General features: G+C 71.4%; 11 protein-coding genes. 2 read left to right on the top strand and 9 right to left on the bottom strand.

Annotated elements, in window-relative coordinates:
• Positions 1 to 87 precede the first annotated feature (87 nt).
• On the top strand, positions 88 to 1263 hold the full coding sequence (locus tag AC02VZ_RS17970; RefSeq protein WP_476475843.1) for a glycerate kinase: 1176 nt from the start codon (positions 88 to 90) through the stop codon (positions 1261 to 1263).
• A gap of 297 nt (positions 1264 to 1560) precedes the next feature.
• On the opposite strand, the gene pssA is transcribed toward AC02VZ_RS17970, so the two are convergent.
• The 9 genes from pssA to AC02VZ_RS18015 all read right to left on the bottom strand — a co-directional run bounded on the left by pssA (position 1561) and on the right by AC02VZ_RS18015 (position 12838).
• A complete protein-coding gene (gene pssA / locus AC02VZ_RS17975; RefSeq protein WP_432056364.1) occupies positions 1561 to 2379 on the bottom strand; it encodes a CDP-diacylglycerol--serine O-phosphatidyltransferase in 819 nt (272 codons plus the stop codon).
• A 22-nt stretch (positions 2380 to 2401) separates the two neighbouring features.
• Positions 2402 to 3058: a phosphatidylserine decarboxylase gene (locus AC02VZ_RS17980; protein WP_362094693.1), complete on the bottom strand. Its 657-nt coding sequence runs from the start codon at positions 3056 to 3058 to the stop codon at positions 2402 to 2404.
• Positions 3059 to 3229: 171 nt separating this feature from the next.
• Positions 3230 to 4435 carry an acyl-CoA dehydrogenase family protein gene (locus tag AC02VZ_RS17985; protein WP_476475844.1) on the bottom strand — a complete coding sequence of 402 codons (1206 nt, stop codon included), beginning with the start codon at positions 4433 to 4435 and terminating at the stop codon, positions 3230 to 3232.
• A gap of 3 nt (positions 4436 to 4438) precedes the next feature.
• Positions 4439 to 4951 (bottom strand): MaoC family dehydratase, encoded by a 513-nt coding sequence (locus tag AC02VZ_RS17990; RefSeq protein WP_192231520.1) that lies wholly within the window; start codon positions 4949 to 4951, stop codon positions 4439 to 4441.
• 5 nt (positions 4952 to 4956) lie between these two features.
• Positions 4957 to 5931: an HpcH/HpaI aldolase/citrate lyase family protein gene (locus AC02VZ_RS17995; RefSeq protein WP_476475845.1), complete on the bottom strand. Its 975-nt coding sequence runs from the start codon at positions 5929 to 5931 to the stop codon at positions 4957 to 4959.
• Positions 5928 to 7976, bottom strand: a complete 2049-nt coding sequence (locus tag AC02VZ_RS18000; RefSeq protein WP_476475846.1) for a protein meaA — start codon at positions 7974 to 7976, stop codon at positions 5928 to 5930. The genes AC02VZ_RS17995 and AC02VZ_RS18000 overlap by 4 nt, the downstream gene beginning before the upstream one ends.
• An 8-nt stretch (positions 7977 to 7984) precedes the next feature.
• Complete coding sequence (gene ccrA, locus AC02VZ_RS18005) at positions 7985 to 9328, bottom strand: crotonyl-CoA carboxylase/reductase (protein WP_432056327.1); 1344 nt, start codon at positions 9326 to 9328, stop codon at positions 7985 to 7987.
• A 725-nt stretch (positions 9329 to 10053) separates the two neighbouring features.
• Complete coding sequence (locus tag AC02VZ_RS18010; protein WP_476475847.1) at positions 10054 to 10869, bottom strand: TetR family transcriptional regulator; 816 nt, start codon at positions 10867 to 10869, stop codon at positions 10054 to 10056.
• A 163-nt stretch (positions 10870 to 11032) separates the two neighbouring features.
• A complete protein-coding gene (locus AC02VZ_RS18015; RefSeq protein WP_476475848.1) occupies positions 11033 to 12838 on the bottom strand; it encodes a 3-hydroxyacyl-CoA dehydrogenase family protein in 1806 nt (601 codons plus the stop codon).
• A gap of 383 nt (positions 12839 to 13221) precedes the next feature.
• On the opposite strand from AC02VZ_RS18015, the gene AC02VZ_RS18020 reads away from it, so the two are divergent.
• Positions 13222 to 13827 (top strand): adenylosuccinate lyase, encoded by a 606-nt coding sequence (locus AC02VZ_RS18020; RefSeq protein ID WP_432056330.1) that lies wholly within the window; start codon positions 13222 to 13224, stop codon positions 13825 to 13827.
• Positions 13828 to 13843 lie beyond the last annotated feature (16 nt).

Here is a 13843-nt window from a genome sequence, read left to right on the forward strand (position 1 = left end):
GCGCATGACGGGGGACACACCCGCCGGTTAAGGTCGCAGCGGCGCGACTGGTCCCGGACGCATGTGCGGGGCCCGGACAGCGAGGGGATGCAAGTGGCGGACACTGCAGTGGGCAGCACCCGGTCGGCACGGTCGATCCGCAGGGTGCTCGTCGCCGCGGACAAGTTCAAGGGCTCGCTGACGGCCGTGGAGGTCGCCGACCGGGTGACGGCCGGGCTGCGCGGCATCGCGCCGGGACTGGAGGTCGAGGCCCTTCCGGTGGCCGACGGCGGCGACGGCACCGTCGCCGCGGCGGTCGCGGCCGGCTTCGACCGCCGGGAGGTACGCGTCCAGGGGCCGCTCGGCGACCCGGTGACCGCGGCGTTCGCGCTGCGCGGCGACACGGCCGTGGTGGAGATGGCCGAGGCCAGCGGCCTCCAGCGGCTCCCGCGGGACACCTTCGCGCCGCTCACCGCCTCCACCTACGGTTCCGGCGAACTGCTGCGGGCCGCGCTGGACGCGGGCGCCCGCACCCTCGTGTTCGGGGTGGGCGGCAGCGCCACCACCGACGGCGGGGCCGGGATGCTGGCCGCGCTCGGCGCCCGCTTCCTCAAGGCCGACGGCGAGCCGGTGGCACCCGGCGGGGGCGGACTGGCCGAGCTGGCCTCGGCCGACCTGTCCGGCCTCGACCCGCGGCTGGGGGACGTCGAGCTGGTCCTCGCCAGCGATGTCGACAACCCGCTGACCGGCCCGAAGGGCGCTCCCGCGGTCTACGGACCGCAGAAGGGCGCCTCACCGGAGGACGTGGAGCGGCTGGACGCCGCCCTCGGGCACTTCGCGACAGTCCTGGAGGGCGCGGTCGGCGCCCGCGCCGCCGAGTACGCCGCCTCGCCGGGCGCGGGCGCGGCGGGCGGCATCGGCTACGGCGCGATGCTCCTGGGTGCCCGGTTCCGGCCGGGCATCGAGGTCATGCTGGACGTCCTCGGCTTCGCGTCGGCGCTGGAGCGGGCCGATCTGGTGATCACGGGGGAGGGGTCCCTCGACCAGCAGACCCTGCACGGCAAGGCCCCGGCCGGCGTCGCCGCCGCGGCCCGCGTCGCGGACCGGGAGGTCGTCGCGGTGTGCGGCCGGCTGGCCCTGCCCCCGGAGGAGCTGGGGCGCGCGGGCATCCGCCGGGCGTACGCCCTGACGGACCTGGAGCCGGACGTCACCCGGTGCATCGCCGAGGCGGGCCCCCTCCTGGAACGCACGGCGGCCCGCATCGCCCGCGACTTCCTGACCTGAGCCCCGGGGCGGGACGGGCCTCGGGCCGGGGGCCCCGCCCGTGGCCGTGGCGGCCCGGTCCCGCGCGGAGCCCGGGCCGGTGCTGATCCCGGGCCGCGGAGAGCCACGCCCCGGGCCTCCGGCCTCGCCCGTCCAGCCTCGACTCGATCCGCAGCACAAGCCCCGCCCCGGAGCCCGTAGGAGAACCGCCCCACCCCGCCCGGGCGGGCACAGCGAAGGGCCCCCGAACCCAAAGGGTCCGGGGGCCCACACCGCCGTACCGGCCGGGACGACCGGCCGCTCCAGCCGAGCGCAGCGCTACGGCATCTGCGCCGCCCGCGCCTCCCGCCGGTTGTCGCGGAAGTTGTTCACCCGGCGTGCCGTGGCGAACAGCGGGATGACCGCGCCCATCACCAGCTGCAGCGCGCACCCCGTCTGCAGCAGCAGCTGGCCGCTCGGCGCGTCGAACGCCCACGCCGCCAGCAGGCCCATCGACAGGACGATCCACGACAGCATGGCCACGGCGAGGCGGCCCCGCGGCTTCGGGTACTCGACCCGGCTCACCATCAGCCAGGCGGTGCCCAGGATCGCCAGCAGCGTCGCCACGAACGGCAGCTCCAGCAGCACGATCGAGACGACGGTCAGCGCGCCGAACGGCGAGGGCATGCCCTGGAAGGTGCCGTCCTTGACCGTGACGCAGGAGAACCTGGCGAGCCGCAGCACCACCGCCAGCAGCACCACGATCGCCCCGACCGCCGCCACTCTCTGGTGCGCGTCGTCGGCGACCATGCCGTAGACGAGGACGAAGTACGCCGGCGCGAGGCCGAAGCTGATCAGGTCGGAGAGGTTGTCCAGCTCCGCGCCCATCGGCGAGGAGCGCAGCTTGCGCGCGACCAGGCCGTCGAAGAGGTCGAAGACCGCCGCGCAGAGCATCAGGATGACGGCGGTGGCCGCGCTGTGGCGGGCCATGCCGGTCTCCTGGCTGCCCGTGAGGTGCGGGATCAGGATGCCGGTGGTGGTGAAGTACACCGCCATGAAGCCACAGGTGGCGTTGCCCAGGGTGAGGGTGTCCGCTATCGACAGGCGGAGCGAGAGCGGCATCTCCTCCTCGTCCTCGTCACGGTCGGCCTCGGGCACCCACCCGGCCTGTGTGTCGGGATCAATCACGGTCAATGCGAGTCACCCCAGCCACGGTCTTCTGACCGACCTCGACCGCGACCTCCACGCCCTCGGGCAGGTAGAGGTCGACACGCGAGCCGAAGCGGATGAGACCGATCCGGTCGCCCTGCTCCACCTTGGTGCCCTGCGGCACGTAGGGGACGATGCGGCGGGCGACGGCGCCGGCGATCTGGATCATCTCGATGTCACCGAGCTCGGTGTCGAAGTGCCAGACCACCCGCTCGTTGTTCTCGCTCTCCTTGTTGAAGGCGGGAACGAAACCACCGGGGACGTGCTCGACCGACGTCACGGTGCCGTCCAGCGGCGCACGGTTGACGTGGACGTTGAGCGGGCTCATGAAGATCGCGACGCGCGTGCGGCCGTCCTTCCACGGCATGATGCTCTGCACCACTCCGTCGGCGGGCGAGATGACCCGGCCCCGGGTGATCTCGCGCTCGGGGTCGCGGAAGAACCACAGCATCCCCGCGGCCAGGGCGGTGGCGGGGACGGCTACGGCCTTCGCGGCACCCGAGCGGCGGGCACGGAGCAGGCTCACGGCCGCCGTGGCCACGGTCGGCAGAAGCCACGGCGAGGCTCCGCGCGCGAGGCGTACGCCGGTGCGGCTGTCGCGGGGTGCAGAGGTTTGGCTGTGGGGCATGGATGACCTTCGTAGCGGATCGTGCCGCGCACTGACGGGGGACGGCGGCTTTCCGGCGATCGTAGCGGCTCCGGACGACAACTGGGTAAGGCAGGCAACCGAGTCGACGGCCGAGGAGTGCTGACGGGGTGTGATCCTGTACTCCAAGAAAACACCCCGTATCCGGACAAGTCAGCCCTGGAATCGATACTCTTCGAGCAGTCGCCGACCGATGATCATTTTCTGGATCTCGGCCGTCCCCTCACCGATCAGCAGCATCGGCGCCTCCCGGTAGAGGCGCTCGATCTCGTACTCCTTGGAGAAGCCGTAGCCGCCGTGGATCCGGAAGGCGTCCTCCACGACCTCCTTGCAGTACTCGGAGGCGAGGTACTTCGCCATCCCTGCTTCAAGGTCGTTTCGTTCCCCGGAGTCCTTTTTGCGCGCTGCGTTCACCATCATCGCATGCGCCGCCTCCACCTTGGTAGCCATCTCCGCCAGCTTGAACTGGATGGCCTGGTGCTGGGCGATCGGCTTGCCGAACGTGTGGCGCTGCTGGGCGTACTGGACGCCCAGCTCGAAGGCACGCTGAGCGACGCCGCAGCCACGCGCGGCGACGTTGACGCGGCCGACCTCGACCCCGTCCATCATTTGGTAAAAACCTCGGCCGGTGACGCCGCCGAGCACCCGATCGGCGGGAACCCGCAGGCCGTCCATGATGAGCTCGGTCGTGTCGACGCCCTTGTAGCCCATCTTGTCGATCTTGCCCGGGATGGTGAGGCCGGGACGCACCTCACCGAAGCCCGGCTCCTTCTCGACCAGGAACGTGGTCATCGACCTGTGGGGCGCCGTGCCCTCGGGGTGTCCTTCGTCACTCCGGACCAGAACGGCCACCAGCGACGAGGTTCCGCCGTTCGTCAGCCACATCTTCTGGCCGTTCAGGACGTACTCCTCGCCGTCCCTCACCGCCTTGGAGGTGATCGCCGACACGTCCGAGCCGAGGCCCGGCTCCGACATGGAGAACGCGCCGCGGATGTCGCCGGCCGCCATCCGGGGCAGGAAGTGGTCCTTCTGCTCCTGCGTGCCGTGCTGCTTGAGCATGTACGCCACGATGAAGTGGGTGTTGATGATGCCGGACACCGACATCCAGCCGCGGGCGATCTCCTCCACGCACAGCGCGTAGGTGAGGAGCGACTCGCCCAGACCCCCGTACTCCTCGGGGATCATCAGACCGAACAGACCCAATTCCTTGAGCCCGTCGACGATCTGCTGCGGATACTCGTCGCGGTGCTCCAGCTCGGTGGCGACCGGGATGATCTCCTTGTCCACGAAGTCGCGGACGGTGGACAGGATCTCCTGCTGGACGTCGGTCAGACCGGCGGTCTGGGCGAGACGGGCCATGGCCTACTTCTCCTGCTCCCTGAGTTCCGGGCGGCCGGGCTGCTCGCCGCCGCGCTCCTTGATGTACGTCTCGGTCGGCACCATCACCTTGCGGCGGAACACGCAGACCAGCGTGCCGTCCTGCTTGTAGCCCTTGGTCTCGACGTACACGATCCCGCGGTCGTTCTTCGACTTCGACGGCCACTTGTCGAGCACCGTCGTCTGGCCGTAGACCGTGTCCCCGTGGAAGGTCGGCGCCACGTGCCGCAGCGACTCGATCTCCAGGTTGGCGATGGCCTTGCCGGAGATGTCCGGCACCGACATGCCGAGCAGCAGCGAGTAGATGTAGTTCCCGACGACGACGTTCTTGCCGAAGTCCGTCGTCTTCTCCGCATAGTTGGTGTCCATGTGGAGGGGGTGGTGGTTCATCGTGAGGAGGCAGAACAGGTGGTCGTCGTACTCGGTGACCGTCTTGCCGGGCCAGTGCTTGTACGTCGCCCCGACCTCGAACTCCTCGTAGGTGCGTCCGAACTGCATGGCGCTCAGCCCTCCGGGATCTCGAACTTGCTGGTGCGCTGCATGCCGGCGGCGCGCCCCTTGCCGGAGATGACCAGGGCCATCTTGCGGCTGGCCTCGTCGATCATCTCGTCGCCGAGCATCGCGGAGCCCTTCTTGCCGCCCGCCTCGGAGGTGTAGTAGTCGTACGCGTCCAGGATCAGCTCGGCGTGGTCGAAGTCCTCCTGCGAGGGCGAGAACACCTCGTTCGCCGCGTCCACCTGACCCGGGTGCAGCACCCACTTGCCGTCGAAGCCGAGGGCGGCGGCCCGCTCGGCGACCGCGCGGAAACCGTCGACGTTGCGGATCTGCAGGTAGGGGCCGTCGATCGCCTGGAGGTCGTTGGCGCGGGCGGCCATCAGGATCTTCATCAGGATGTAGTGGTAGGCGTCCGCCGGGTAGCCGGGCGGCTGCTCGCCCACGACCAGTGACTTCATGTTGATGGACGCCATGAAGTCGGCCGGGCCGAAGATGATGGTCTCGACGCGCGGGGAGGCCTGCGCGATCTCGTTGACGTTGTTCAGGCCGCGGGCGTTCTCGATCTGCGCCTCGATGCCGATCCGGCCGACCTCGAAGCCCATCGTCTTCTCGATCTGCGTCAGCAGCAGGTCCAGGGCGACGACCTGCTGCGCGTCCTGCACCTTCGGCAGCATGATGCAGTCGAGGTTCGGGCCGGCGCCCTCGACGACCGTGACGACGTCGCGGTAGGTCCACTCGGTCGTCCAGTCGTTGACGCGCACCACGCGCGTCTTGCCGGTCCAGTCGCCCTCGTTGAGGAACTTCACGATGGTGTGCCGCGCCTCCGGCTTGGCGAGCGGCGCGCACGCGTCCTCCAGGTCGAGGAAGACCTGGTCGGCGGGGAGGCCCTGGGCCTTCTCCAGGAAGCGCGGGTTGGAACCCGGCACCGCCAGACAGGAGCGCCGGGGGCGCAGACGGTTGACCTGGGGAGCGGGGCTGGTCATGCGGGGACCTCCAGGGGGTCGAGCTTGTTCGCTGTGCGGATCTCGTCGACGATGCGGCCGATGATCCCGGTGATGTCGAAGTCCTTCGGGGTGAAGACCGCGGCCACTCCCGCGGCCCGCAGCGCCTCGGCGTCTCCGGTGGGGATGATGCCACCGGCGATCACCGGTATATCTGTGGCACCGGCCACACGGAGCCGCTCCAGCACGTCCGGCACCAGCTGGGCGTGCGAGCCGGAGAGGATGGACAGGCCCACCGCGTGCACGTCCTCCGCCAGGGCGGCGTCCACGATCTGCTCCGGGGTGAGCCGGATGCCCTGGTAGACCACCTCGAACCCGGCGTCGCGGGCCCGCACGGCGATCTGCTCGGCGCCGTTGGAGTGACCGTCCAGGCCCGGCTTGCCGACCAGGAAGCGCAGCTTGCCGACGCCGAGGTCCTGGGCCGTCAGCTCCACCTTGCGGCGCACCCGGCCGAGCGCGGTGCCCTCCTCGGCGGTCACCGCGAGCGGCGCGGACGACACGCCGGTCGGCGCGCGGAACTCGCCGAACACCTCGCGCAGGGCCCCGGCCCACTCGCCGGTGGTCACGCCGGCCCGGGCGCACTCCAGGGTGGCCTCCATCAGGTTCTCGGTGCCCTTCGCGGCCTCCTTCAGCCGCTCCAGCGCCTTGCAGGGGCGCGGGTGGTTGAACGGCGGCTGGTAGCGGGTGTCCCGCCACTCCTGGAGGGCGGTGACGACCCGGGCCTCGACCGCCGGGTCCACCGTCTGGATCGCGGTGTCCAGGTCGGCGGTCAGCGGGTTGGGCTCGGTGCCCTCGAAGGCGTTCACACCGACGATCTTCTCCTCGCCGGACTCGATCCGGGCGCGGCGCGCGGCGTGCGAGGCGACGAGCTGTGACTTCAGGTAGCCGGACTCGACGGCGGCCATCGCGCCGCCCATCTCCTCGATCCGCTCCATCTCCGCGAGCGAGTCCTCGACCAGCTGCGCGACCTTCGCCTCGACCACCTTCGAGCCCTCGAAGAGGTCGTCGTACTCCAGCAGGTCGCTCTCGTAGGCGAGGACCTGCTGGATGCGCAGCGACCACTGCTGGTCCCAGGGGCGGGGCAGGCCCAGCGCCTCGTTCCAGGCGGGCAGCTGCACGGCGCGGGCGCGGGCGTCCTTGGAGAGGGTGACGGCCAGCATCTCCAGGACGATCCGCTGGACGTTGTTCTCCGGCTGCGCCTCGGTCAGCCCGAGGGAGTTGACCTGCACGCCGTAGCGGAAGCGGCGGTGCTTGGGGTTCTCGATGCCGTACCGCTCGCGGGTGACCTTGTCCCAGATGCGGCCGAAGGCGCGCATCTTGCACATCTCCTCGACGAAGCGGACGCCCGCGTTGACGAAGAAGGAGATGCGGCCGACCACGTCGCCCATGCGTTCCTGCGGCACCTGGCCGCTGTCGCGCACCGCGTCGAGCACGGCGATCGCGGTGGACATCGCGTACGCGATCTCCTGCACCGGCGTGGCCCCGGCCTCCTGCAGGTGGTAGCTGCAGATGTTGATCGGGTTCCACTTCGGGATGTGGGAGACCGTGTACGCGATCATGTCCGTCGTCAGGCGCAGGCTCGGCCCGGGCGGGAACACGTGGGTGCCGCGGGACAGGTACTCCTTGACGATGTCGTTCTGCGTCGTGCCCTGGAGCCTGGTGATGTCCGCGCCCTGCTCCTCGGCGACGACCTGGTAGAGCGCCAGCAGCCACATGGCGGTGGCGTTGATCGTCATCGAGGTGTTCATCTGCTCCAGGGGGATGTCCTGGAACAGCCGGCGCATGTCACCGAGGTGGGAGACCGGCACCCCGACCCGGCCGACCTCGCCGCGGGCGAGGACGTGGTCGGGGTCGTAGCCGGTCTGGGTCGGCAGGTCGAACGCGACCGACAGACCCGTCTGCCCCTTGGCGAGGTTGCGCCGGTACAGCTCGTTGGACGCCTCGGCGGTGGAGTGGCCGGCGTAGGTCCGCATGAGCCACGGCCGGTCCCGTTCCCTGGGCGCCTGCGGCGCCTGACGCTCTGTCATGTCCGACCTCAGATGTTCCGGAAGCGGTTGATGGCGTCGATGTGCTGGGCGCGCTTGGCGTGGTCGCGCACGCCCAGGCCCTCCTCGGGCGCCATGCACAGCACGCCGACCTTGCCCTGGTGCAGGTTGCGGTGGACGTCGTAGGCGGCCTGCCCGGTGTCCTCCAGCGAGTAGGTCTTCGAGAGGGTGGGGTGGATCTTGCCCTTGGCGATGAGGCGGTTGGCCTCCCACGCCTCGCGGTAGTTGGCGAAGTGCGAGCCGATGATGCGCTTCAGCGACATCCACAGGTAGCGGTTGTCGTACTCGTGCATGTAGCCCGAGGTGGAGGCGCAGGTGGTGATGGTGCCGCCCTTGCGGGTGACGTAGACGGAGGCGCCGAAGGTCTCGCGGCCGGGGTGCTCGAAGACGATGTCGATGTCCTCGCCGCCGGTGAGTTCGCGGATGCGCTTGCCGAAGCGCTTCCACTCCTTGGGGTCCTGGGTGTTCTCGTCCTTCCAGAACCTGTAGCCCTCGGCGTTGCGGTCGATGATCGCCTCGGCGCCCATCTTCCGGCAGATGTCGGCCTTCTGGTCGCTGGAGACGACGCAGATCGGGGTGGCGCCGCCGGCCAGCGCGAACTGCGTGGCGTAGGAGCCGAGTCCGCCGCTGGCGCCCCAGATGAGGACGTTGTCGCCCTGCTTCATGCCGGCGCCGTTGCGGGACACCAGCTGCCGGTAGGCGGTGGAGTTGACCAGGCCCGGCGCGGCGGCCTCCTCCCAGGTGAGGTGGTCCGGCTTGGGCATCAGCTGGTTGGACTTGACCAGAGCGATCTCGGCGAGGCCGCCGAAGTTGGTCTCGAAGCCCCAGATGCGCTGCTCGGGGTCGAGCATGGTGTCGTTGTGCCCGTCGGACGACTCCAGCTCGACGGACAGGCAGTGCGCGACGACCTCGTCGCCGGGCCGCCAGGCGTTGACGCCGGGACCGGTGCGCAGCACGACGCCGGCGAGGTCGGAGCCGATGATGTGGTACGGCAGGTCGTGGCGCTTGGTGAGCTCGCTGAGCCGGCCGTAGCGCTCCAGGAAGCCGAAGGTCGGCAGCGGCTCGAAGATCGAGGTCCACACCGAGTTGTAGTTGACCGAGGAGGCCATGACGGCCACCAGGGCCTCGCCGGGGCCGAGTTCGGGCAGCGGCACGTCGTCGAGGTGGATCGACTTGCGCGGGTCCTTGTCGCGGGTCTCGAGGCCCGCGAACATCTCCGTCTCGTCCTTGTGCACGGTGATCGCACGGTACGACTCGGGGAGCGGCAGGGCGGCGAAGTCCTCCGACGTGGAGTCGGGCGACTGGATCGCGGCCAGGATGTCCTTGACGGTCACGGTGTTGCCTCCGGCGGTGAGCGCCCTGAGGGAGGGGCGCTGAGGGTTACGTCGGTGTGCTGCTGGGGGTTGCGAGGGGTGTGCCGTCGGTTCGGCTGTGGTGCTGGGGCAGCGCTGGTGGCGCGGGAGGTGCCTGTGACGCAGGCGTCCGGGCGGGCAGGCCGGGGGACCGGCTTGCTGGGACAGCCGGCGCACGATCGGTCTCTGCGCGCCGGCCGCCCGGACTTCCCTCAACGTATGGCACGCCGTGTCATCCGGCAAGGCACCGAGTGCCAGAACTTGCTCTCAGATGAAATCTTTACGTGACAAATGAGCGATGATCGATCGAACGGGGTCCGCGAGCGTGCAGAAAAGGGCCCCTGACATGCCAAAACGGCCACCCCGTGGGGTGGCCGTCATCACAGGCGCCGCACCGCGCCCGCCGCTCGCCCGGGGCCGTCCCGAGACGTTCCCGACACCTCGCGTCGCGCCTTGGCAGCGGTGTTCTCGGTGCCTCCGCGAGCCTCTTCGGCCGCCGGGTCTCTCCGGGCTTCTGCGGGCCCCGGTTCCGGTTCTCTCCGGTGCCGCTGCGCGTCCTTCCGGACTCCGGGCCACTCCGGCCCAGGCCCTCCGGCCTCCGGGCCACTCCGGGCCGTCCGGCGCCGCCCTCGCGCCGCTGTCCGCCCGGGGCGCCGCCCGGCGGCCCGGGGGTGCCGGGGCGCCCTGTGTGCCCGGGAGGGCCCGCGTCACCGCTCCTTGAGGGCCTGCTCGATGGTCCGCATGACCTCGTCCAGCGGGGCGTCGGTCCGCGTGACCGTCACCAGCACTTCGCCCTGGTCCGCGGCCGACGTCGTCGGGCGCGGCTGCGGAGCGGTGCGTCCGCGGCCCGCCATGATGCCGCTGCCGAAGGTCCTGCGGACGATGGCGAAGGCGTGGTCGAGCTGGGCCTCCACGTCGCCCCGGCCGCCGGCCCGCAGCCAGCGCCGCAGCACGTGGTTGTGGGCGGTCACCACGGCGGACGCGGCCACCTCCGCCAGCAGCGGGTCGTCGTTGCCCGCGTCGTGGTGCGCGTGCTCGTCGAAGTGACCGAGCAGGTAACGGGTGAAGAGGCGCTCGTAGCGGGCCACGGACGCGATCTCCGCCTCGCGCAGGGTGGGCACCTCACGCGTGAGCTGGTAGCGGGCGACCGAGATCTCCGGGTGCGCCGCGTACATCTTCATGACCTCTTTGATGCCGCGGCACACCGTGTCGAGCGGATGCTCGTGGGCCGGCGCGGCGTTGAGCACCGCCTCGGCGCGGACCAGGGTGTCGTCGTGGTCCGGGAAGATCGCCTCCTCCTTGGACCGGAAGTGCCGGAAGAAGGTGCGGCGTGCGACCCCGGCCGCGGCGGCGATCTCGTCGACGGTGGTCGCCTCGTACCCCTTGGACGCGAACAGCTCCATCGCGGCGGCCGCCAGTTCCCGGCGCATTTTCAGCCGCTGGGCTGCGGCACGGGACCCTGCTGTGCTCTCCGGCGCCTCGGTCGTGGCGGATGGACGTACGGACTTGGCGGGCTGGGACATGCCCCGAACGTACTGCATGTGCGCAGCTCGGTGCGCGTGGCCGGGGGCTCCCCCGCCCTCCTCGGGCGGGGGAGACGTGCCGTTCGCGGACGGTGGGAACCGGTCGGGATCGAGCAGCCCGCCCCATTCCGGCCCGGCCGCCGGCCAGTCGCCGGGGCGCCGCTCAGCGCTTGGCATATTCGCGGAAGCCACGGCCGGTCTTGCGGCCGAGGCAGCCCGCGGCCACCAGGTGCTCCAGCAGTGGCGCCGGGGCCAGACCCGGGTCGCGGAACTCGCGGTGCAGCACCTTCTCGATCGCCAGCGAGACGTCCAGCCCGACCACGTCCAGCAGCTCGAACGGGCCCATCGGGTAGCCGCCGCCGAGCTTCATCGCGGTGTCGATGTCGTCGAGCGACGCGTAGTGCTCCTCGACCATCTTGACCGCGTTGTTCAGGTACGGGAACAGCAGCGCGTTCACGATGAACCCGGCCCGGTCGCCGCAGTCGACGGCGTGCTTGCGGATCGTCCCGCACACCTCGCGCACGGTGGCGTGCACGTCGTCGGCGGTCAGCACGGTCCGCACGACCTCGACCAGCTTCATGGCCGGCGCCGGGTTGAAGAAGTGCATCCCGATCACGTCCTGCGGGCGGGAGGTGGCCCGCGCGCAGGCGATGACCGGCAGCGAGGAGGTGGTGGTGGCGAGCACCGCGCCCGGCTTGCAGACCTTGTCCAGCGCGGTGAACAGCTGCCGCTTGACCTCCAGGTCCTCGGCGACCGCCTCCAGCGCCAGGTCGACGTCCGCGAAGTCGTCGTAGGTGCCGGTCGGGGTGATCCGCTCCAGCGCCTGGGCGGCTGCCTCGGCGGTCATCCGGCCCTTGTCGACCGAGCGGGCCAGGGACGTGCCGATCCGGGCCTTGGCGGCCCGCGCCTTCTCCTCGCTGCGGGCGGCGAGGACCACGTCGTAGCCGCCCTTGGCGAACACCTCGGCGATGCCGGACGCCATGGTGCCCGAGCCGGCGACACCCACCGAGCGGACCGTCCGGCCGCCGGTGCCGGCGCCGTCCTCGCGCGGGGTGAGCGCGTCCGGCACGACCGTGCCGCTGCCCGGCGCCTCGTAGGTGTAGAAGCCGCGGCCCGCCTTGCGGCCCGTCAGGCCCGCCTCGCTGAGCTGCCGCAGGATCGGGGCGGGGGCGTGCAGCCGGTCCTGCGACGCGGAGTACATCGCCTCCAGGACGGTGCGGGCGGTGTCGACGCCGATCAGGTCCAGCAGCGCCAGCGGACCCATGGGCAGCCCGCAGCCCAGCCGCATCGCGGCGTCGATGTCCTCGCGGGAGGCGTACTTCGACTCGTACATCGCCGCGGCCTGGTTCAGGTAGCCGAACAGCAGGCCGTCGGCGACGAATCCGGGCCGGTCGCCGACCGCGACGGGCTCCTTGCCCAGGTCGAGGGCGAGATCGGTGACCGCGGAGACGGCCCCCGGGGCGGTCAGCACCGAGGAGACCACCTCCACCAGCCTCATGGCCGGCGCCGGGTTGAAGAAGTGCAGCCCCAGCACGCGCTCCGGCCGCGCCGACTCCGCGGCGAGCCGGGTCACGGACAGCGCGTTGGTGCCGGTCGCCAGGATCGCCTCGGGCCGCACGATCGCGTCGAGTTCGCGGAACACCTGCTGCTTGACCTCGTACGACTCCGGCACCACCTCGATGACCAGGTCGGCGTCGGCCGCGAGGGCCAGGTCGGTGGAGACGCGCACCCGGGAATGCAGGGCGGTGCGCTCCTCGCCGGTCAGCCTGCCGCGCCGCACGGCACGGTCGGTGGAGGCCTCCAGGGCGGCGAGGCACCGGGCGGCCTGGGACTCGCTGATGTCGATGCCGACGACCTCGCGGCCGGCCCGGGCCAGGACCTCGGTGATGCCGGTGCCCATCGTGCCGAGGCCGACGACGGCGACGGTCCGCAGGGCGGAGGGAGGGGTGTGGGACAGGGGAGTGGCCATCGCGGGACTCCAGGAATGAGGGTGACGACGGGAAACGCCGCCCGGGTGCGCCCCGTCGGGGACGCACCGGGCCTGCGTGCGGAGTGCGGGTGTGGTGCCGGGCTGCGAAGCGCACACGCCCGGTGCCGGTGGGGGAAGGGCGTGCACACGCCCCTGCCCTGCGGCGGATCCGGCCGGCCCTGTCCCGGGGCCGGGCCGTACTGCGGTACATCGCGTACCGAACCGACTGCGACTCGCGGCGGCTGCGTCACCAAACCGCCACGAGGAGGGTCTGCGAGTGGGTAACTCGCTCGTCTGAGCTTAACCGGCCGGTAACGAGCGCGCCAGCCCCCACCTTTGTGATGTGGGTCCCGAACGCCCCGTCGCACACCTAACCTCGGGACATGGACGAGGAGTGGCGACAGCTCACGGAGCGCTTACGGACCGAGGCCGCCGGATCGACGGCCTTCGACGACCTCGTGGCGACGGAGGACCCCGACAGTCTCGCCGAGGTCCTCACCGCACCCGGACAGCCGCTGTGGGCCCGCGAACTGGCCGCCGTCCGGCTCGGCCTGGCCGGCGACCGCCGCGCCTTCGAGGCCCTGGTGCTGCTCCTCAACCACCGTGACCCGCCGCGCTGCGCCGCGGCCGCCCTCGCCCTCTCCCGCCTCGGCGACCCGCGCACCGCCCGCGCCGCCGCGGCGCTCGCCACCAACGAACTCCGCGTCGCCTACGCCCTGCACCCGGTCCGCCTGCTGACCGCGCTGGGCGCCCCCGAGGCGGTCCCCGCCCTCATCACCACCCTCCGCCGCCGCCTCGGCCCCCACGACCCCCACCGCCGGGTCGCGCTCGCCTGTGTGGAGGGACTCGGCGAACTCGGCGACCCCCGCGCGGAACCCGTGCTGACCGAGGCCCTGGCCCACCCGGTCCTGGCCGGGGCGGCGGCCCGGGCCCTGGCCCGCATCCCGCGCCAAGGGGGTGCGCGCGGGCGGATCCCGGGGCAGCGGTAGGGCCTGACGGCCCTTC

It is taken from the genome of Streptomyces sp. 3-6, assembly GCF_056323165.1.